The 22972-nt window shown below is 33.2% G+C and carries 16 protein-coding genes; 14 read left to right on the top strand and 2 right to left on the bottom strand.

From position 1 onward, the window contains the following. Nucleotides 1-34 precede the first annotated feature (34 nt). From BW983_RS10270 to BW983_RS10245, 6 genes are all read left to right on the top strand, one after another. Nucleotides 35-622 (top strand): thymidine kinase, encoded by a 588-nt coding sequence (locus tag BW983_RS10270; protein WP_065395550.1) that lies wholly within the window; start codon nt 35-37, stop codon nt 620-622. A 193-nt stretch (nt 623-815) separates the two neighbouring features. Then, a complete protein-coding gene (locus BW983_RS10265) occupies nt 816-3260 on the top strand; it encodes a bifunctional UDP-N-acetylmuramoyl-tripeptide:D-alanyl-D-alanine ligase/alanine racemase (protein ID WP_076551882.1) in 2445 nt (814 codons plus the stop codon). 2 nt (nt 3261-3262) lie between these two features. Next, nucleotides 3263-5419: a patatin-like phospholipase family protein gene (locus tag BW983_RS10260; protein WP_076551881.1), complete on the top strand. Its 2157-nt coding sequence runs from the start codon at nt 3263-3265 to the stop codon at nt 5417-5419. A 4-nt stretch (nt 5420-5423) separates the two neighbouring features. Then, nucleotides 5424-5843 carry an rRNA maturation RNase YbeY gene (gene ybeY, locus BW983_RS10255; RefSeq protein WP_076551880.1) on the top strand — a complete coding sequence of 140 codons (420 nt, stop codon included), beginning with the start codon at nt 5424-5426 and terminating at the stop codon, nt 5841-5843. A 146-nt stretch (nt 5844-5989) separates the two neighbouring features. Then, the gene (gene mnmG / locus BW983_RS10250) at nt 5990-7852 is read left to right on the top strand and encodes a tRNA uridine-5-carboxymethylaminomethyl(34) synthesis enzyme MnmG (protein ID WP_076551879.1); all 1863 of its coding nucleotides are present in this window, start codon (nt 5990-5992) and stop codon (nt 7850-7852) included. A 117-nt stretch (nt 7853-7969) separates the two neighbouring features. Beyond that, nucleotides 7970-8791: a class I SAM-dependent methyltransferase gene (locus BW983_RS10245; RefSeq protein ID WP_076551878.1), complete on the top strand. Its 822-nt coding sequence runs from the start codon at nt 7970-7972 to the stop codon at nt 8789-8791. Nucleotides 8792-10366: 1575 nt separating this feature from the next. Here BW983_RS10245 and BW983_RS10235 read toward each other — a convergent pair. After that, complete coding sequence (locus tag BW983_RS10235; protein ID WP_076552262.1) at nt 10367-11557, bottom strand: phosphoglycerate kinase; 1191 nt, start codon at nt 11555-11557, stop codon at nt 10367-10369. Between the two features lie 648 nt (nt 11558-12205). On the opposite strand from BW983_RS10235, the gene rpiB reads away from it, so the two are divergent. From rpiB to tsaB, 8 genes are all read left to right on the top strand, one after another. Next, nucleotides 12206-12640, top strand: a complete 435-nt coding sequence (rpiB, locus tag BW983_RS10230; protein ID WP_065395543.1) for a ribose 5-phosphate isomerase B — start codon at nt 12206-12208, stop codon at nt 12638-12640. A gap of 655 nt (nt 12641-13295) precedes the next feature. Beyond that, on the top strand, nt 13296-15449 hold the full coding sequence (gene rnr / locus BW983_RS10225; protein WP_076551876.1) for a ribonuclease R: 2154 nt from the start codon (nt 13296-13298) through the stop codon (nt 15447-15449). A gap of 502 nt (nt 15450-15951) precedes the next feature. Then, on the top strand, nt 15952-16323 hold the full coding sequence (locus tag BW983_RS10220) for a hypothetical protein (RefSeq protein WP_076551875.1): 372 nt from the start codon (nt 15952-15954) through the stop codon (nt 16321-16323). 207 nt (nt 16324-16530) lie between these two features. Continuing rightward, nucleotides 16531-17217: a LysE family translocator gene (locus BW983_RS10215; protein WP_076551874.1), complete on the top strand. Its 687-nt coding sequence runs from the start codon at nt 16531-16533 to the stop codon at nt 17215-17217. Continuing rightward, nucleotides 17214-18143 (top strand): S66 peptidase family protein, encoded by a 930-nt coding sequence (locus BW983_RS10210; protein ID WP_076551873.1) that lies wholly within the window; start codon nt 17214-17216, stop codon nt 18141-18143. Before BW983_RS10215 ends, BW983_RS10210 begins: the two co-directional genes overlap by 4 nt. A 41-nt stretch (nt 18144-18184) precedes the next feature. Continuing rightward, nucleotides 18185-18556, top strand: a complete 372-nt coding sequence (locus BW983_RS10205) for a YraN family protein (RefSeq protein ID WP_076551872.1) — start codon at nt 18185-18187, stop codon at nt 18554-18556. Between the two features lie 120 nt (nt 18557-18676). Further along, a complete protein-coding gene (locus BW983_RS10200) occupies nt 18677-19426 on the top strand; it encodes an SDR family NAD(P)-dependent oxidoreductase (RefSeq protein ID WP_076551871.1) in 750 nt (249 codons plus the stop codon). Nucleotides 19427-19509: 83 nt separating this feature from the next. Next, entirely contained in the window at nt 19510-20184 is a 675-nt protein-coding gene (gene tsaB / locus BW983_RS10195; protein ID WP_076551870.1) for a tRNA (adenosine(37)-N6)-threonylcarbamoyltransferase complex dimerization subunit type 1 TsaB, read from the top strand. Nucleotides 20185-20246: 62 nt separating this feature from the next. On the opposite strand, the gene porW is transcribed toward tsaB, so the two are convergent. Beyond that, a complete protein-coding gene (gene porW, locus BW983_RS10190; RefSeq protein WP_139329255.1) occupies nt 20247-22838 on the bottom strand; it encodes a type IX secretion system periplasmic lipoprotein PorW/SprE in 2592 nt (863 codons plus the stop codon). Between the last annotated feature and the right edge of the window lie 134 nt (nt 22839-22972).

The following is a 22972-nucleotide window of genomic DNA, read 5'->3' as shown; positions in this document are numbered from 1 at the left end:
TTTTGATGTTGAAAATATACGGCTAATTTAACAAATGTTTTTAGAAAATACAATTAATCATTCCAAACAAAGTGGTTGGATGGAAGTGATTTGTGGCTCTATGTTTTCGGGTAAAACCGAGGAGTTGATCCGAAGATTGCGTAGAGCAGAAATGGCAGGACAGAATGTGGAAATTTTTAAACCGAAACTGGATATCCGGTATTCAGAAGAGGATGTAGTTTCTCATAATCAGAATAAAATTCGCAGTACTGCAGTAGAAAATCCGAACGAGATTCTTCTGCTTGCTTCCAATTGTGATGTAGTTGCAATAGATGAAGCACAGTTCTTTGATGAAAGCATTGTAGATGTTGCCAACCAATTAGCCAATAGCGGAATACGAGTTGTAATTGCAGGATTAGACATGGATTTTCTGGGTCGCCCTTTCGGACCGATGCCCAATTTGATGGCTACCGCAGAATATGTTACAAAAGTGCATGCTATTTGCAAGAGAACAGGTAATCTTGCCAACTATTCTATGAGAACTTCCCAAGGAAACGATCTGGTAGAGCTGGGAGAAACTGAAAGCTATGAAGCTGTAAGCCGACGTGTATTTATTGATGAAGTGCTTTCAAAAAGGAAATAATAATAAATACGACGCACAGTAAATGCTGAATGCATCAAACATAAAATATATTCACTTAATATAAATGAAAAACGTGAAAGCAATATTCTAAAATTTCAAGATGAAAAAATTAGCTGAACAATAAGAGCTATTATTCTTTTGGCAATTTTACCCTATTGCTTTTTCGCCTTAAAATAAAGCAGAAAGGGCACCAATGAACTATACAGTACAACAAATTACAGAAATCACCAATGCACAGGTTATTGGAGACAAAAGTCTAGTGGTTAAGAATATAGCTTATGACAGCAGAATTATTTATTCAATTAAGAATACTGCCTTTGTAGCTATTAATACACATAAAAATTCTGGTGAAAAGTTCATTGAAGCTGCCATTGACAGAGGAATTAATATTATTATTTCTGAACATGAGTATCCACAGTTTGAAAATATAACTTGGATTATTGTTAAGAATTCCGTGGATTTTCTGCAACAATTAGCAAAGCATCACTTCGAAAATTCTCATTTACGATCCATCGGAATCACAGGAAGCAATGGAAAAACTATTTTAAAGGAATGGTTATATCAATGTCTGTGGAATGAATTTCCAACGGTAAAAAGCCCAAAAAGTTTTAATTCTCAGATAGGACTTCCGCTTTCTCTTCTTCAGATCAATGATTCTCATGAACTGGGAATTTTTGAAGTAGGAATTTCTCATCCGAATGAAATGGAAAAGCTTGAAAATATTTTCCATCCGCAAATTGGACTATTAACGCATATCGGAACGGCACATGCTGCCAACTTTTCTTCTGAGGAAGAACTGATCGATGAAAAAATTAAACTTTTCAAAGATTCTGAAGTGATCATCTATAATGGTGACCATTCTTTAGTAGAAGAAAAAATAAAAAAATTATACGCTGATAAAAAGCTGATCTCTTACGGGCTTAAAAATAAAAATCAGGTCTTCATCAAAAAAAATACGAAAGATGAAAACATCATTGTTGACTATTTTGGCGAAGAAATCAGTTTTCCTGCTCATCAAAGAGACGAATCGACGTTAACCAATGCTACAGCGCTTATTACAGTCCTAAAGGAGTTACAGGTCGAAAATAAAAAGATCGTCGAAAAAATCAATCTTTTAAAAGCCGTCGAAATGAGGCTTGAAGCAATTGAAGGAATTAAAGGCAATATTGTCATCAACGATTCTTTCAATCTTGATCTCGATTCTTTGAAAACTGCACTTCAATTTTTGAATGAATATAATAAACCGAAAAAATCTTTGGTCTTAACAGACATCGTAGGGGTGAGTACTAATTCTCAGGAATTGTATGAAGAAGTTTCGGAGCTTGTCAATGAACAACATTTCGATTCTGTATTTCTGATTGGTGATGAAATTTCAAAATATAGTGAATTATTCAAATCTAAAACGTATACTTTCATAGATACCAAAGAACTTATTGAAAGTAAACATTTGTCTGAAATAGAAAATCAGATTATTCTTCTAAAAGGAGCGAGAAAATTTGAAATTGAAAAATTAAAAGATATTCTTGAGCTCAGAAAGCATGATACCGTTTTAGAGATTAATCTTAATGCTATTCTTCATAATATCAATTACCATAAATCTCTTTTAAAGCCACAGACAAAAATGATGGCTATGGTAAAAGCTAATGCTTATGGTTTGGGAAGTTATGAAATTTCGGAATTTTTACAACATCATCATATCGATTATCTTGGAGTAGCTTTTGCCGATGAAGGTGTTGAACTTCGTAAAAAAGGAATCACCACTCCTATTGTGGTAATGAATCCTGAGCAACACAGTTATCAGACTATTATAGAATACAATCTTGAACCAGAAATTTATAGCTTCAGAGTTTTGGAATTATTCTATGAAGCTGTACAAAAATCAGGATATGATAAGAAATACCCTATCCATATTAAACTAGAGACAGGAATGCACCGTCTTGGATTTAAAGGTTTTGAATTGGATCAGCTAAGTGAAACTTTAAGTAGTAAAAATCTTAAAGTTCAAAGTATGTTCAGTCATTTGTCATCATCTGATGTTCCTGAAGAAAAGGAATTTACATTTAATCAATTAAAGACATTTGATAAAAATTCAAGCTATCTGATTGAAAAATTAGGATATGCACCTATCCGACATATTTTAAATTCTTCCGGTATTACAAGCTACACAGATCACCAATATGACATGGTAAGAATTGGTATAGGAATGCTTGGAGAATCACCAAATCCTCAAATACAAAAACAATTACAGTCTGTGGTAAGTTTTAAAACCGTAATTTCACAGATATCAATGGTAGAAGACGGCGAATCTGTAGGATACAGCAGAAGATTTAAAACAGACCATCTTACCAAGATTGCTACCATTCCTGTAGGATACGCAGATGGTATTCCAAGATTAATAGGCAACCAGGTTGGAAGCCTTGGTGTCAACAAAACATTGGCTCCAATTGTTGGAAATATCTGTATGGATATGATGATGCTTAATGTGGATCATGTTCCTAATGTAAAGGAAGGTGACATGGTAACCGTATTTAATGCAAAACCAAGTTTAAAAGAATTCGCAGATTACTGCAAAACTATAACCTATGAAGTATTAACATCCATTTCACCTCGGGTGAAGCGGATCTATATAAAAGATTAACTATGAGAAAACTCCTGATTCTTCTTTTCGTATTCCAGTTACTGTGGTTTCAATCACAGGTAAGAAAAGATTTAGTGATTCCCAAAAACCCAAAAATAGGACTATCACTTGCCGGTGGTGGTGCTAAAGGTTTTTCACATGTCGGAGTGCTTAAAGTATTAGATTCTTTGGGAGTAAAAGTAGATTATATTTCCGGAACCAGTATGGGAGCTATCGTGGGCGGACTGTATGCTTCCGGATACTCTGGTAAAGAAATAGAAAAAATTGTCATGGACACCGATTTCTATTCTTTGATCATGGATCCAAAATCCAGACAGGAAACCACCTTTTTTAATAAATCTGTTGACAAATATCTTTTATCTATTCCTTTAAAAAATGGGAAAATTACACTTCCCTCTTCCATCAGTACAGGACAGAGAAACGTTTATCTTTTAAAAGAACTTTTTAAAAATGTTTCCAATATCGAGGACTTTTCTAAGATGCCTATTCCTTTTTTATGTGTTGCCACCAACCTTGAAAGTGGAAATATGCAGATCTTTGAAAAAGGCGATCTTGTACAATCTATTATGGCAAGTTCAGCATTTCCTTCTTTAATGGACCCCGTTAAAATTGGAGATAGTATTTATATAGATGGAGCAATGACAGTAAATTATCCATCAAAGCCTTTAAAAGACAAAGGAATTGATATTGTCATCGGTGTAGACCTTAACCAGGACCTTTCCAAAAGAGAAGATTTAAATAACATTATTTCCATCCTTAATCAGGTTATTGATTTTGGGATTAAAAGAGACACCAGAAAACAATATAAATATACAGACATCAATATTAAGCCTAATCTTAAAGGAATGTCTGCTACAAGCTATGATGACAAAAAGAAAATTCTCGACAGTGGCTATGTAGAAGGCTTAAAATATACCCAAGTACTGGATCAATTACCTAAGCGTCCTTTTGACCGTCTCAGACAACGTGTAAACCCCATATACTCTAACGTATATAAGATAGATAGTATTTCTATAGAAGGAAGTAAAATTTATGGTAAAAACTATACTTTAGGTAAAATGGGACTACGCCTTCCCTCTCTGCAGACCTATGGAAGCATCAATAAAATGATTGATAAACTTGTTGCTACCAACAACTATAAATTTATCAATTATGATATAGTTCAGGAGAATGATGCTAATTATTTAAAGCTTTATGTGACCGAAGATGATGCTCGTCATTTCTTAAAATTCGGACTTCATTATGACGAAGTTTTCAAAACCGGGCTTCTTTTAAATTATTCAGCAAAGAGACTATTATTTAAAAATTCAAACCTTTCGGTGGATGTCATCGTTGGTGATAAACTTCGATATTATCTAAACTATTTTATTGATAACGGATATATTCCAGGATTCGGTATTTATTCTTCAGGAATGAGCTTTGATCTTAAGAATGTAGATAATAATGTTATTGATAAATGGGAATGGATGAGAAATGAGGCTTATATACAGTCTGTATGGAAGGATAAATACGCTATCGGTGGTGGTATTAGCCATGATTACTTTAAAGCGGAAATCAATGGCGATAATAGACGCTACAGCCGCTTTCTAAATCCATATGTATTTCTTAAAACAGATACGCAGGATGATAAGGAATTCCCCACTAAAGGTGTGTATTTCGCAGCAGAAGGAAAGGTTATAGATCTCTTAAAATCCGAAGTTGAAAAACGAATAGTTCAGATCAAAGCAGATTTAAAGATTAATATTCCTCTTGGAAAACAATTTACCTACCGCTTAAACTTATTTGGGGGAGTAACTCTTGGAGAGAACCTTCCACCCTATTATCAGTTCAGACTGGGGGGATTATTTGAGCAGAATATTATTAATTTTAAAAGTTTCGCAGGATTTTATTTTGCCCAACTTCATACCAATAACGTGATTTTAGCATCCAATGATCTTCAGTTTAGGTTTAATAAAAACTATTTTATCAGCGGAAACTTTAGCTTTGCAAACCTTTCAAATGACATTAAATTCGAAGATGCAGTTAAAGTAAATTTCAGCTCGCTTGGACTTACGGCTGGTTACAAATCTCCTTTCGGGCAGATAAAAGTAAACTTCAGCCACTCATTAAAAAACAATCAAAAAGGCATATTCAGTGTTATTTTAGGGCACTGGTTTTAATACAATGATACAATTCTTTTACGAAAATTTACCAGAATCGGTAGATACAGATTACAAAAAATGGCTGGAAGATCTTATTCTTTCAGAAGGGAAAAAACTAGGAGAAATCAATTACATTTTCTGTGATGATGAATATCTTTTGAAGATCAATCAGGATTATTTACAGCATGATTATTATACCGATATCATCACTTTTGATTATGTAAAAGGTAAGACAATAAGCGCTGAGATTTTCGTATCTTTGCAACGCATTTCAGACAACGCCTCTACCCTTTCCCGAGATTATGAAGATGAATTAAGAAGAGTTTTAGCCCATGGTATTTTACACCTTGCAGGCTATAAAGATAAGACGGAAGAAGAGGAAAAAGAGATGCGAAGAATGGAGGATCTGTACTTAGCTAAATATAGCGATTTAAAGAATTAGAATTAAATAATCACTTAAAGTCCGATATCTAAAGTACTCAATTCTAGCAACAATATATGTTTACCTAGAGTGCATTCTTCAAAAATGTTTCACGTGAAACATCAAGGTTAAAGTTAAGGTTTAAAGCTTAAATAAGCGAGATAAAAATGATTTCAGAAATATATGACGTGATCGTAGTAGGTGCAGGACACGCAGGATGTGAAGCAGCAGCAGCGGCAGCCAACCTGGGTTCAAAAACACTATTGATTACAATGAATATGCAGACCATCGGACAGATGAGTTGCAACCCCGCAATGGGTGGAATCGCAAAAGGACAGATCGTAAGAGAAATTGATGCAATGGGTGGATACTCCGGAATCGTAGCAGACAAATCTGCCATCCAATTTAAAATGCTGAATCTTTCAAAAGGTCCTGCAATGTGGTCCCCAAGAACCCAAAATGATAGAATGCTTTTTGCCGAAGAATGGCGACTTGCATTAGAGAATACTCCTAATCTTGATTTCTTTCAGGATATGGTGAAACAACTGGTTGTTGAAAATAATAAAGTAACCGGAGTAATTACTTCTTTAGGAATTGAGATAAAAGCAAAATCAGTTGTACTTACAAACGGAACTTTTCTTAACGGTTTAATTCACGTTGGAGACAAACAATTAGGTGGTGGAAGAATGGGTGAACCAAGAGCATTTGGAATCACCGAACAATTGGTAACTTTAGGTTTCGAAGCCGGAAGAATGAAAACCGGTACTCCACCAAGAGTTGACGGAAGAAGTTTGGATTATTCAAAAATGGAAGAACAAAAAGGAGACGAAAATCCTCAAAAGTTCAGCTACCTTGATACTCCGAAATTAACAAAACAATTAAGCTGTCATATTGTATATACTAACGAAACTGTACACGATATTCTTCGTGAAGGTTTTGATAGAAGCCCAATGTTTAATGGAACAATTCAAAGCTTAGGTCCAAGATACTGTCCAAGTATTGAAGATAAGATTAATCGTTTTGCAGAAAGAAACAGACACCAACTTTTCGTAGAACCTGAAGGATGGAAAACTGTAGAGATCTATGTAAACGGATTTAGCTCATCTCTTCCAGAAGATGTACAAATCAAAGCAATGAAACATATTCCAGGATTTGAGAATGTAAAAGTTTTCCGTCCGGGATACGCAATCGAATATGACTACTTCCCTCCTACCCAATTGAAGCATACTCTGGAAACAAAATTGATTGACAATTTATATTTCGCTGGGCAGATCAATGGTACTACAGGATATGAAGAAGCAGCAGGTCAAGGTCTGATTGCCGGAATCAATGCTCACAATAAAGTACATGAAAAAGGAGATTTCATTCTTAACAGAGATGAAGCTTACATTGGTGTACTGATTGACGACTTAATCACAAAAGGTACAGAAGAGCCATACAGAATGTTTACTTCACGTGCAGAATACAGGCTTTTATTACGACAGGATAATGCAGACATCAGATTAACTGAGAAAGCATATAAGCTAGGACTAGCAAAAGAAGAAAGATTAAGAAAAGTAGAAACCAAAATAACTGAAAGTCAGCAACTTGAAGAGTTTTTACGAGAAACTTCTTTAAAACCAGGAGTTATCAACCCAGTTCTGGCATCTGTAGAAAGCAGTCCTGTAGATCAAGCTTATAGAGCAGCACAAATTCTTACAAGACCTAATATCACTTTAGAAAAACTTGATGAGATTGATTTTATTAAAGAAACTTCCTCACAATATAATGACGAAGTAAGAGAACAAGCGGAAATCAATATCAAATATAAAGGGTATATTGAAAAGGAAAAAGAAAATGTAGCTAAGCTAAATCGCCTTGAAAACATTAAAATCCCTGAAGATTTTGATTATATGAAGCTTTCAAGTCTTTCTGCAGAAGCAAAACAGAAGATGACTAACGTACGTCCTAAGACAATTGCACAGGCAGGAAGAATAAGTGGTGTATCTCCAGCTGATATTAACGTTTTACTAGTGTATTTAGGACGTTAAAAAGAAAATGTTTCACGTGAAACATTTATAAAAATAAAAACGAAAATTAAGGTATTTATTAAGCTTGTTAAAGTTGATGAATATCTTAATTTTTTAATATAACAGATTTCGACTTCAATGAAAATAAAAGATCATTTTCTTTCACAGGAAATATTTGAAATTAAAGAAACAGAAACCCAGGGTGTGTATAAAACAACCCCTATCCCATCTAATATTTCCAAGTACTACGAAAGCGAAGATTATATTTCCCATCACCAGGATTCAGGAAGCCTGAAAGAAAAATTATATAAATTTCTTCAGTCATTTAATCTTCGGTACAAAAAAAATATTCTTGTTGAAAGAATCCAACAAGGATCAAAAGTATTAGACTATGGATGTGGTGCCGGAGAATTTGTAAAGTATATAGAAAATGATTTTGAAACTTTTGGTTTTGAACCTGACGCAGATGCCAGAAAAGCAGCACAAGGTAAGATAGCAAAAGCTAAAATTCTGGATGATATTCAAAAGATTGAAGACAAAAGCTTAGACGCTATTACCCTATGGCATGTCTTTGAACATATCGACAATCAGGATGAAATGTTAAATATTTTTCATTCGAAATTAAAAGAGAAAGGGCTTCTTATTATTGCAGTTCCCAACCCTACTTCATACGATGCAAAACATTATAAAGAATATTGGGCAGCTTATGATGTTCCTAGACACATCTACCACTTTTCGAAAAATGGAATGGAAAATCTTATTTCAGAAAAATCAGATTGGAAAATGAGAAAGATTAAACCATTGATCCTTGATTCATACTATATCTCTATGCTAAGCGAAAAATATAAAAAATCACCTCTATTTTGGCTAAAAGCAAGTATCTACGGAACAATTTCGAACATAAAAGCCTCATTTTCGAACGAATTTTCAAGTTTGATATATATTATCGAAAAAAGATAGAAAATCGATTTTTAAGCCATTTCTGAAAGCCAATAATTAGCATTTTAGAATAAAAAATTTAAAAAACTCAGAAAATTTGCTTCTGAGTTTTTTTATTTCCAAAATATAAACAGCACAACGATCAGGAGTTTAGTAAACACTCATTTAAAATTTAATTTTTCTTCCAGTCCCCTACTCTATCATATAAGTCACCACTCCTTAAAAAGCAAAATAATGATCTTTCTAAAAACCATGACAAGATCATTAAAACATTCTACCTAATAAAAAAACTGTACATGACATTCTCAAAAGGAAAAAAATAAATTCAATAACAATAATTCCCCCAAAAACACGCCGTATAAAAGTCTAATTTCTTTTTACATATAAATATATAATTAATTATAGTTTTTTGATTTTTAAGCCATTTCTGAAAGTCAATTTTTAGGCTTTTTCAAATAATTATCCAAAAACAAAATTTTAAATTTAAATTATGCATTCGTTTAAAAAAACTCACAAAGTCACCCTAAACAATTACTAAAAAAATTTAAGTAAAAAATTTTATCTTCATTTTACAAAAAAATAAAATTCTATATAAAACATGAATATAAAATTGACTTTGCATGAATCCTCAAATCTGTTCCTAGATGTAAAAAGTGATTAAAACTTCAAAAAAATTAAAAAACAATAGTGTTTGCACAAAATCTATAGATTTAAAAACAATAAATAAAACCAGCTTATTAACTGTAAATCAAATAGCTAAAACAATAAATCAACCACAAGAGAAATTTCTGAATGATTATTGGAAAATAAAACGTGTAAATAAAATATTATGATAATACAATCTAATAATCAACATATTAACTCATGTAAATACTTATTAAAAATTGAATAAAAATGTAATCTTAAAATTTTATATCCATAGTTTCATAACCTAAATACAAAAAAGTGATTAACATACAACACTCTATTGTAAGATTATAAAAGCAGAGATTCTATTTCATTATAGAAGTACATCAATAAATGATTCTCGAATAAGCTACTTCTTCGCAAATGTAGAAAATAAGCCTCAAAAGAAAGATCAATATACTTATTAGAATTTACCTTCATAATTAAACAGTAAAAAGTTATTTTTTGAGCAAGAATTAATCCTGCTTACACTACTATTTAGAAAAAATGAAGCATAACAACTATGAATTTAAGATATCATAACTCTCAAATATAGATACTAAAATTAGCTGGATATATATAAAATATTCTTGAACAGATCCAAAATAGAAGTTATAAAATATAGTCCTAAAGCCAACCCAATAATTATAAAATTCAAACATAATAATAAATTTTGAATAGAGAAAACCATCAGCCAAATGCTATTAATTCTTCAATTTTAGTAGGAAAATTAACTTAAATTTCTCTGTGCTAAATGACAAGAAAACGTAACATTCAGTAAATCAAATCCCCTAAACAAATTATAACCTTAGGTTATATCAAAATACAATAGAAACTACGATCAATTCAGGATTCCTCAATGAAAAATACAGCAAAAAAAAGCCTGCTAATTTTATTAGCAGGCTTTAAAATATTGAATTTTTATACTTATTAATTATTGATAGCAGCTACACCAGGAAGCTCAAGTCCTTCTAGACTTTCAAGCATTGCTCCACCACCTGTAGAAACATAACTTACCTTGTCTGCATATCCAAATTGCTTAACGAATGCAACACTATCTCCACCTCCTACTAAAGAGAAAGCACCTAATCTTGTTGCTTCAGCAATACTGTCACCCAATGCTACGGTTCCACCAGCAAAATTTGACAATTCAAAAACTCCGATAGGACCATTCCAAAGGATCGTTCTTGAGTTTAACAATACATCATTAAACAAATCTCTTGATTTATGACCAGCATCAAGTCCCATCCATCCTTCAGGAATAGCATAAATATCTGCTTCTTTACTTTCAACATCGTTACTGAAACTTTCAGCGATAATTGCATCAGAAGGAAGATAAACTTTTACTTTATGTTCTTTAGCCTTACCTAAAATCTCAAGAGCTAAAGGAATCTTATCTTCTTCTACTAATGAATTTCCAATTTTACCTCCAAGAGCTTTAATAAATGTAAATGCCATACCACCTCCAATGATCAGATTATCTACAGCAGGAAGGATATTTTCTATAATAGTTATCTTAGTTGAAACTTTAGATCCACCAAGAATTGCAGTGATAGGCTTCTCACCACTCTTTAAAACTTTATCTATTGCCTGTAGTTCTTTAGCCATCAGTAAACCGAAAAATTTAGTTTCTGGAAAGAATTTTGCAATTACGGCTGTAGATGCGTGGGCTCTATGCGCAGTTCCAAAAGCATCATTCACATAAGCATCTCCCAATTTAGATAATTTCTCAGCGAAAGCTTCATCTCCGTTTTCTTCCTCATTATGAAAACGTACATTGGCTAATAATAAAATTTCACCTGGCTTAAGTTCTTTAGCAGCCTGCTCAGCCTTTTCACCAATACAATCCTCAACAAGTTTCACCTCCTGTCCAAAAACATTTGAAATTTCCTCAACAATATGTTTTAAAGAAAATTCATCCTTAAACTCTCCTTTTGGTCTTCCAAGATGCGTCATTAAAATAACAGATCCACCATCATTAAGAATTTTATCAACGGTTGGTTTCACCGCAACAATTCTAGTATTGTCAGTTACATTAAACTGGTCATCAAGTGGAACATTGAAGTCAACTCTTACAAGAGCTTTCTTATCTTTAAAATTGAAGTCGTTGATTGTTTTCATTTTCATATTTAGATTTATTTTTTTCGACATTTTTATGAAATCCCCTGAGCAGCTGGGTTTGCTTTTCATCAAATTCCGGCAGAAGTAATTTCATAAATTTCTTTGATTTTTCGTTTCACAAATGTAAGGTTTTAAACTTTTTCAACAGATTGATTAAAATAAAAGTTTTCAAAAACTTTCCCCGAACCCAATCATCCATTAATCAACATTTCTTTTCTCTTTAAAAAAAAGAATAATGTAGTTGTTGTTATGTATTGTTAGTAACGGGGATAAGTTTTTAGCTTAAAGTTTATAATACTCAACTGGTACTCAATTCATATTTAACTCACAATATAAACAACTGTAAACCTGTATATTCACATACTTACTCACAATTGTTGATAACTTTAAGAATAAACGATTATTAGTTATTTTATTATGGAAAAGCCTGGGGATAGCTAAAGAAAAGATCTGGAAAGTTGTGGGAAAAACTTTCGGAAAGATTTTCTATTACGAAATAAATTCAGGTTTAAAAATAGAAAGTTGAAAAAAGTTTTCCACAGTTATTAACATACCTTTTCACAATTAACTCACGGTTTACTAACACTAATTGTTATTATTCTTAACTTTGTAAGGAAATAAAATCTAAAAAAGCTTAATAAGAGTATTATGAAAAGAAAAATTGCTATCGCAGCGGACCATGCAGGCTATGAATATAAGGAGATTGTTAAGAACTATCTTTCAGAAAAGTTTGAGGTTCAGGATTTTGGAACGTTTTCCACAAACAGTGTGGATTATCCAGACTTTGTGCACCCTGCTGCAACCTCTGTGGAAAACGGAGAAAATGAGCTTGGAATTTTGATCTGTGGAAGCGGAAATGGAGTTCAGATTACTGCGAACAAACATCAGAAGATCAGATGTGCACTTTGCTGGATGCCGGAGATTGCAACACTGGCAAGACTGCATAATGATGCGAACATGATTTCAATGCCGGCAAGATTTATATCAAAGGAACTGGCAATTGAAATTGTTGACAAATTTCTTTCAACAGAATTTGAAGGTGGAAGACACCAGAACAGAGTTGATAAAATTGCTGTTTGCTAAATATACTAAGGTCTGTAATTTGAATTGCAGACCTTATTTATTTTTTATTCGTACATTTGCAATGTCCAATAGAAGTTACCACTCTATTCTATTCCAGAGCCTTTAAATATTTTATTGATATTTATAGAAGGACTCCTTCTTTTCTTCTCCATATTTTTATTAAACTTATTTAAACTAAAGTTTAAGTTTTAAATTAAAAACTATTCATTTAGTTAAATGCTATATAAAAATAAATTGTAAGCTTTATTATATTTGTTTTTACATTATTTCCTGGCTGAGGAATTAAGTAAAATATATATGAATAATACAGATAAAAATTCCCATTGAAAAATTATTTATTATAAGGATTTGGATAGAATTTTGTTGTATTCAAATCATCACTTTGATATAATACAACTACAGAAAAATTAAATTGGATAAAATTTCAGTTTCAAAATTAAAATTAATAATGAGTATGGAATGTTAATCCGTAGCTTTACCGATTAATAATAAGTATTTTTAATATAGAAGCTGAGACCTACATATAATATATATTAAAGATAGGTATCCTGAAAAAAACAAAAATTATCTATTAATGTTTAGATAATGATTGATTAAAAAAACTAGTACAGTAATCTTAGAAATAAAGATTATTTTTAATTAAAAGAAAATTAAAATGCCAAAAAAAAGAAAATATATAAGTCATAAAAATGATTTGAAACTAATGGAGATCGGAAGATTGATCCTTCGTTTCATGAATGCAAACGCATCAAAAATTTATAATTATAAGCAGATCGCAGACGGAATAGATTATAAAAATCCGAGACAAAGAGAGCTTGTGATCCAAGCACTGCATAAACTTCAAGGATCTGAAAAGATAAAAGAAGTAGAAAGAGGAAAATATATTGTGAACCTAAAAATTGCAGGAACTCTTACTGGAATTATTGATTTCAACCAAAGCGGAAATGCTTACGTAAGTGTTGAAGGAGTGGAAGACGATATCTTCATTCATGCTAAAAATGTAAAGGATGCTTTACAAGGAGATAAGGTTCTTATTATAACTTATCATTATAAAGGAAAGAAACTGGAAGGGTCTGTTTTGGAGGTTTTGGAAAGAACAAGAACAGAGTTTGTGGGAACATTTCAGAAGGTGGCTCACAAGGATTTCGGGTTTGTGGTTTGTGATAAAAGATCAATCAATACAGATATCTTTATTCCTAAGACAAAATTCAATAATGCAGAGGATGGAGATAAAGTAATCGTGAAGATGACAGAATGGAAACCTGGAGATAAAAATCCTGAAGGAGAAATCACACAGGTATTAGGTGCTCCAGGAGAGCATGAAACAGAAATACACGCTATTCTTGCAGAATATGGTTTACCTTATGAATTTCCACAGGAAGTAGAGCTAGATGCAGATAAAATTGACAGAAGTATTACTGATGAAGAAGTAGCAAAACGTTGGGATATGCGTAATATTTGTACGTTTACCATTGATCCTAAGGATGCGAAAGACTTTGATGATGCCTTATCCATGAGAAAGCTGGAAAACGGAAATTGGGAAATAGGTGTTCACATTGCTGATGTATCCCACTATGTAGTTCCGGGAACAATCCTTGATGATGAAGCATATAAGAGAGCAACTTCAGTGTATTTGGTAGACAGAGTGGTGCCGATGTTACCTGAAGTGTTGAGTAATGATGTGTGTTCTCTTCGTCCACATGAAGATAAATATACCTTCTCAGCGGTTTTTGAACTGAATGATCAGGCAGAAATCCAAAAACAATGGTTTGGAAGAACAGTGATTCATTCAGACAGAAGATTTACCTATGAAGAAGCTCAGGAACGCATTGAAACCGGCGAAGGAGATTTGGCTGAGGAAATTAATGTTCTTGACAGGTTAGCGAAAATTATGCGTAGCGAACGTATCAGAAAAGGAGCAATTACGTTTGACAGAAGTGAGGTAAGATTTAATCTTGATGAAAATAATGAACCTATCGGAGTTTATTTTAAAATCAGTAAAGATTCCAATCACCTGATCGAAGAATTCATGCTGTTAGCCAATAAGAAAGTATCAGAATTTGTATCTCTTACAAGAAAAGGAGAAATTACTCAAAATACATTCATTTATAGAGTTCATGATGATCCGGATCCTGCAAAACTGGAGTCGCTAAGAGACTTTGTTTCTACTTTCGGATACAAAATGGACCTTGCTAATACCAAAAAGGTTGCAGAATCTCTGAATAAACTTCTTCATGATGTAAAAGGAAAAGGAGAAGAAAATATGATCGAAACCCTTGCGATGAGAAGTATGAGTAAGGCGGTATATTCTACAGAGCCAATTGGTCACTATGGACTTGGATTTGATTATTATAGCCACTTCACCTCTCCTATCCGCCGTTATCCTGATTTACTTGCTCACCGTCTTCTTCAGCATTATCTGGATGGAGGAAAGTCTCCAAACAGACCGGAACTTGAAGAGAAAGCAAAACACTGCAGTTCTATGGAAAGACTGGCAGCTGATGCAGAAAGAGATTCTATCAAGTTCATGCAGGTGAAATTCATGGAGAAACATCTTGGAGAAACATTTACAGGTGTTATTTCCGGAGTGGCAGAATTTGGATTCTGGGTAGAAATTCCTGAAAACGGAGCTGAAGGTCTTATTAAATTAAGAGATTTAGTAGACGACTCATATATGTATGATGCAAAAACCCACGCTGTGTATGGAGTAAGACATGGTAATAAATACCAATTGGGAGATCAGGTTCAAATTAAAGTAGTGAAAGCAAATCTTATCCAAAAGCAATTAGACTTTAAGATTGTTGAGTAATGACCAATGAAATAAAGCTAATCAGAAAATAAATTCTATGAAATCAAATTTCAGTAAATTTATAGAAGATTTGGAAAATCATCAAAAAAAATTTTGGAAAGAAAAATACCCAAAATGAGTTTTGATGAAAGGAAAAAATATAGGCTTGCAAGTACACATAAAGGAATGCGTACACAAGATGAAGCTTTAGGAGGTTAATACTCAGAGTTTTCTAGAGGATAGTATGATTTGCCAAAGAGCATGAGCCTGATTTTGATGAAATATTTGATTATGTAACCAAAAACTTAGGCTTTGAGTTTGGCTGGGAAGAATATAACAAGCGAATTGAAAATTAAATTTATATCCTCGTTCTTTGTAACGGGGATTTTTTCAATTTTGAAGACAGTAATAAAATCATAGACCACAGTGAAGATAAGTTATTATTAAGAAGAAAATTCAAAAAAGGATATCTTAGACTTACAGGAATGTCTATGAGATAAAGCTAATTAAAAAAAATATTAACATGAATCTAGAAGAGTTAAATAAAAAAATAGAGAAGGAATATAATGAATATCTTTCTGGATTAGGCTCTTCTAAAAAAGTAAATCATTTAAAAGAAATTCAAGAATTTGATAATTCAATGAATAAATTTTGGAAAGAAAAATACCCCAAAATGAGTTTTGATGAAAAGAAAAAATATTGGCTGGCAAGTACACATAAAGGAATGCGTACACAAGGTGAAGCTTTAGGAGATGAATACTCAGAGTTTTCTAAAGGATGGTATGATTTTGCCAAAGAGCACGAGCCTGATTTTGATGAAATATTTGATTATGTAACCAAACACTTAGGCTTTGAGTTTGACTGGGAAGAATATAGCAAGCGAATTGAAAATTAAATTTATATCCTCGTTCTTTGTAACGGGGATTTTTTATTTGTCTGCTCTGGCTTAATGGATTTTCTTTTATCGCTTCTACTCAAAAAATTAAGTCCAAATAGTTGCTAAAATAAAAGTTGATATATCACATCTTTATTGAATAATTAAATCATAAAGTATAACTTTGTATAAAACGGAATGAATTTTTTTCATTTTAAAATTTATTAAATGCTTGAACTTGTACTATCTGCTGTCATATTAGGATTCATGTTGAGTCTGGTTTTTATAGGACCGATATTTTTCCTGTTAATTGAGACCAGTTTCTCTAGAGGACCAAAGCATGCTTTATCATTGGATCTTGGTGTGATTACTGCAGATTTACTATGTATTGTAGCAGCTTACTATGCCAGTGCAGATATTGTTACTTTAATTGATAAACATCCCGGTTTTTACAGGATCACTTCTATCCTGATTTTTATTTACGGGATTGTAATGTTGGTAACAAAAACCAAAATGCATATGCCTGGTGAAGAAAAGATCATTAGTCAAAATTATATTAAGACGTTTTTTAATGGTTTTTTCTTTAATCTTTTAAATGTTGGGGTCATCCTTTTCTGGCTGGTAACGGTGATTTCCGTAAGGAATCAATATCCGGACACCAGCAGTTTTATTTTATACATAGGCATTGTGATAGCCACCTATCTTTGTATTGATCTTGCCAAGATTTTTCTTGCAAAACAGTTTCATGATAAACTTACTCAAAAATTAGCCAATCAGATCAGAAGAGTTGTTGGCGTAATTCTTATTATATTTAGTTTCTTTATCTTCCTACAGAGCTTTAAAAAGTTCAATCAGTTTGAAAGACAGCTGGAAGAAGCCGAGAAAAAAGAAGTAAAATACCAAAAAACGAAATGAAAAAAGTTATCTTTCCAAAACCCTTGAAAAAAGGAGCTAAAATTGCTGTTATTTCCCCTGCCGGAGCCGTAGACACCACTCAACTGGAAAAGGGAATAAAATTAATTAAAAGTAAAGGATTTGAACCTGTTTTAGGAGAACATCTTTACAGTAAATTTTCAAACGGTTATAATTATGCCGGAACAGAAAAGGAAAGAATAAAAGATATTAATTGGGCTTTAAATGATAAAGAAATTGGAGCAATCTGGGCATCAAGAGGCGGTTATGGATGCCAGCACCTGATCCAGCATCTGAATCTTAAAAACTTTATACAAAACCCGAAATGGTACATCGGATATTCCGATAATACAGTTATACAAAGCTATCTGCTGAAAAAAGGATTTGCTTCCATTCACGGACAAACTATTAAAACTTCCAGTTTCGGAGTTACTGATGAAAGCTATGAACTTATTTTTGATCTTTTAAAAGGAAAAACGCCTAAGTATAGCTTAAAATCTCACAAATTAAATAAAAAAGGGGATATTGAAGGAGAACTGATTGGAGGGAATTTAGCCCTTATTTATGCCCTTCTGGGAACCAAATATTCTTTCGATTTTAAAGATAAAATTTTATTCATTGAAGATATCGGAGAAAATTTCTACGCTCTTGACCGAATGATTATGAGTCTGGAACTTGCCGGAGTTTTTAATAAAATCAAAGGACTTATTGTAGGTGGAATGACCAATATGGGTGATGAAAAAGACAATAAAGATTATGAAGCAAGCTTTGACGGATTTGCTTACAAACTGATTGCTGAAAGAATTTCAAAATATAAATTCCCAGTAGTATTTGGCTTTCCAAATGGACACATCAAAGACAATAGACCTCTTGTAATTGGTGGTACAGCTAGGGTAAAGATTGGAGATAAAGTAAAAATCGATTTTTAAGTAAAACTACGCTCCGGTTATCATATACTCAAGCAAATAATATGGCGAATCATAATGACTTTGGAAAAATAGCAGAAGACCTTGCAGCAAATTATCTTCAGAAAAATGGCTATAAGGTACTGTCCAGAAATTTCCGGTTTCAAAAGGCTGAAGTAGATATCATTGCTGAAAAAGATGACTTTATAATTATTGTAGAAGTAAAAGCAAGGTCTACCGATATATTTATGCTGCCTCAGGAGGCTGTGACCAAAACAAAGATTAAGTCTATTGTTTCTGCGGCTAATTATTATTTAGAAGAATTTAACCGGCAGAATGAAGTGAGATTTGATATTATATCCGTTCTTCCTGATGAACAAAAAAATTTAATGATTGATCATATTATCGATGCATTTCAGGCATTTGATGCAAATTAACCATACAATATATAATAATGAAATGTATCAATTTAATAATCTACCGATGTGACAATATATATCAGACATTGGGAAATTATTAAATTGATACATTGTTACATTAAATAAATAATCAATTTTATGAAGACAATATTAATCACAGGAGCTACTTCCGGAATTGGCAAATCTACTGCTGAGCTTTTGGCAAAACAAGGTAATAGAATCATTATTTGTGGAAGAAGAAGCGAAGTACTGAAAACTTTAAATATTGAATTATCTCAATTTACCGAAATATTTAGTTTAACATTTGATGTTAGGAATCTGGAAGAGGTAGAGACAGCGATTAATTCGCTTCCGGAAGAATGGAAAGATATTGATGTTCTGATTAATAATGCAGGCAATGCTCATGGACTTGATCCTCTTTCATCTGGTAAGACAGACGATTGGGATTCTATGATTGATGGAAATGTAAAAGGACTTTTGTATGTTTCTAAAATGATCATCCCTGCTATGAAAACTAAAAATTCAGGTCATATTGTAAACATTAGTTCAGTTGCAGCAAGGCAAACCTATGCAAACGGAGTTGTATACTGTGCAACGAAAAAGGCAGTGGATGTTATTTCTGAAGGAATGAGACTGGAGCTTACTGAATTCGGTATTAAGGTTACAAACATTCAGCCGGGAGCAGTAGAAACAGATTTTTCTTTAATAAGATTCAAAGGAGACAGTGAAAAAGCTGCAACGGTATACGCGGGTTACGATGCCTTGAAAGCGGAAGACATTGCAGATGCCATTGCATATTGTGTAAATGCCCCCAAACATGTTACCATCGCCGATATGTGCATTTACCCAAGCGCTCAGGCAGAACCAAGAACCATTTACAAAAAATAGTATCAAAATAAAGGATTAAATTTGCAGAATATTAAAAGCGATTTTGCCTTTAGCAATCTTGCAGTTTAGCTTAAAATAAGAAAATGAAAATTCTATATCTTGAAACATCTTCTAAAAACTGTTCAGTAGCCGTATCAGATAATGAAAAGTTATTGTGTCTGTGTGAAGAAGTTTCTGAAAACTATAAACAATCTGAAAGCCTTCATACCTATGTTGAATGGGCATTGGAAGGAGCTGGAATTTCACTTAAGGACATTGAAGCTGTTTCTCTGGGAAAAGGACCTGGTTCCTATACTGGCTTAAGGATTGGTGCTTCTTCAGCAAAAGGCTTTTGCTATGGATTGAAAGTGCCGTTCATAGCTGTAAATTCTCTTGAAAGCATGATAGAGCCTTTTTTAGGCACTAACTATGATTTGGTAGTTCCATTGATCGATGCAAGGAGAATGGAGGTTTATACAGCCGTTTATGACGGTTCTACAGGAGAAGAGTTGTCTCAGACCGAAGCCAAAATTCTTGATGAAACCTCTTTTGAAGAATTTAAAGATAAAAAAGTAATTTTTGTAGGAGATGGCGCCAAGAAAGCAAAAGATATTTTGAACCTTCCGAATGCTGATTTTAAAGATGATATATATCCTTCTGCACAGTATCTGATCAAAAAGACTCTTGAGAAAATAGAAAACAAAGATTTTGAAGATATGGCTTATTTTGAACCTTTCTACCTGAAGGATTTCCATGGTGTAAAGAAAAAAGGGACATAAGAATTTGATCAAAAATAATCACATAAAAAAAAGCGAAGATTTATTCTTCGCTTTTTTTTATTTTATTTAGAGTCACCCGGACCACCTGCCGGAACATTTGATTTTGGTTTTTGTCCTATTCCTGTTCCCATTTGTTGCCCTGCATTGTTAATAGGATTCTGAGGCTGGGTCATTTCCAAAGTCTGACTATTATTTAAACTGCCAGGTTTTTTAAGAGTCCCATTATTCATCATTGGCTGATTGTTATTTTGGTTTCCTTGCTGAATTGGGGAAGCTGGCTGCTGAATAACAGGATTTCCTTTGTTGTCTGTTGGCTGGAAGCCCAGATCACTTTTCAGATAATTCAGCATTTCCTTTGCTCGTATACCTTCAGGCGTTTTCGCATAGCTTAAAGCGATTTGTTCAAGCTGAAGGATCATTACCTCTTTCCCACTCGATTTTCCGGTATTAAAGGCATTTAAAAGGTTCAATTTCGGAACTAATGCATCCTTTGGATATTTCTGAAGTGCCTGATCAATCACAGCTTTACTTTCCGCAAACTTTTCCGATTCGTACAAAGCATAGGCTTTTTTGTACTCACTCTCTACATCTTCTGAAGATTTTACAAATGATGTGTTTTTAGGATTTCTTGCAAATTCAGCATAAGAAGTATAAGGATAATCAGTCATAAGGATCTGTTTTGCCCGTTCCGATGCCTGAGGGCTCTTTTCATAGTTCATGGCAAAGATCTCATACAAAGCTTGCAGCATTACCTTTTCTTCCGGTTTTACATCTACAAGATCATAAAGGGTTTTCGTTGCCAAAGGTGTATTGGTAAAGTAATTCTGATACATGATACCAAGACCGAGAGAAGCTGTATCTCTATCCTTTTTCAGCTGTGATAATCTTCCCTGATCTGTAGGGATTTGTTCAATATAATAAGCTGGTTCAAAACGTCTTGGGTTAGGTGCTGATGTTACTCCCAAAGCTTCATTCTTCATATCGTCAAGAGAAGCCATTTTCTTGGAAAAACGCCAGTTATCTGAAAGCGCTCTGTCGCCCCAAATCTGCTTAAATGAGGACGTACCTTTGCTTATGGTACCCGTATTACTGAAATAAAAGCCTTTCGTAGTCACTCCAAAATCTTCAAATGCATTACCACTTTTCGCAAAAAGTGAATTGGCATTATAATCTCCGGTATCAAATCCTTTACTCCTTTCAGCTCTTCTTCTCTCCTGCTCCTCTTTTTCTTCTTTGATTTTTAGCTTAGCAATATATTTTGAGAAAAAATCCTGTCTCTGCCCGTCATTCATCTTTGCCAGGGAAAGAATACTGTCGTTCTTTTTGATCAGATAATAGTTTTTAGAGATTTTCTTGATGTAGGCAGATTGATCCTGTAATAATATTTTTGAAGGTTGATAAGTCATTACAGCAAGCGCTGAATCATAATAACTTCCCGCTCCGATATAATCGTTTTTTTCAAGGTAGCTCTTCCCTATTTCATAGTATGCCAAACCACGAACCTGAGGATCCGAAACTTTCTCGAATAAAGACTTTCTGAAAAACTGCTGTGCTTCATCTTTCTTTCCAGCCTTATTCGCCATCAAGCCTAAAGCATAGTAGAATTCATTCTTTCTGGAACCATACGTCCCTTTTTTACTGATACTTTCCAGATAATTTTTTGCTCCGTTATAATCTCCTTTTCCATTAAAGGTTTTTGCGATGGCAATCTGTGATTTTACTTCAAATTCGAAATCATTAGAATACTTATAGGCAGACGCATAACTCTCTCTCGCTTTGTCATTCTGTCCTAAATTTTCATACACCTGACCTCTCAGATAAGCAATTCTACTCTTTAATTTCCTGTTGGAATTCAATTCAAAAGCCAGATCAAGTTCCTTTGCTGCATCTTCAGTTTTCCCCGCATCTAAAAGAGATTCAGCATAATAAATACTTAAAAGTTTAGCATAAGTCTTATTAATCTTCTCCCCTCTAAGTTTAGCAAAAGTTTCATGCGCTCTGTGATAATCCTTGATTTTATCATAAGCAACTCCCTGATAAATTCTCGCCAATGGAATTCTTTTGTCATCTTTCATGCGGGTAAACACAGGGTTAAGAGCATCTAAAGCTTCCAAAGGTTTGTTTTGATAGATCCTTGACTGTACAAGAATCATATAAGCATCAAAAATCTGCTTATTTTTTTCCTCACCGTTTCTGGTAACAGAATATTTGTTAATCGCTTTTAAAGCTTTTGCTTCAGCAATTTCCAGTGTTGTAGCTCCTTTACTTAATGAATTACCATCGGAATTCGTCTGATTATTTCCAGGAGGTCCCTGCATATTAGGAATACCGGAATTGTTTCTGGAGGAAGGTCTGTTCGCCACTTCAGCCATCTTCATAGAGTTTTCAGCAAAAGCAGCAGTTTGCCCAAGATCACTTCCTAAAGGCTGGTCTTCAAAAGTAAGAATAGGAATATAAGGAGCATAAAAATTGTCCTTGTGTCCTTTATCTCTTGATGTAAACTCACTGTTTAATGCGTCTTTTGCATTAAAAAGAGTGTTGTAGTATGTAGAAAACCCCTTCAGAAGCTTTGATCGCTGTTCTGGCTTTTTTGTTTTGGTAGCACAGGAAGCAACAAGAAAGATCACTAAAAGGAATAAAATATTCTTTTTCATTATTCAATATAACTCGCTAATCTGCTTTTTATTATCGGCAGTTTGATGATTTTGTAAAAATAATAAAATTTTATAATGAATAATATTTATATTTCTTTAAGAAACATTTTATTTCTTCTTAAATAGATATCATA

It is taken from the genome of Chryseobacterium ureilyticum, assembly GCF_900156735.1.
GTDB classification, from domain to species: Bacteria; Bacteroidota; Bacteroidia; order Flavobacteriales; family Weeksellaceae; genus Chryseobacterium; species Chryseobacterium ureilyticum.
Note: the sequence above shows the minus strand (reverse complement) of the source record. Positions and strands in the feature narration are given on the sequence as shown.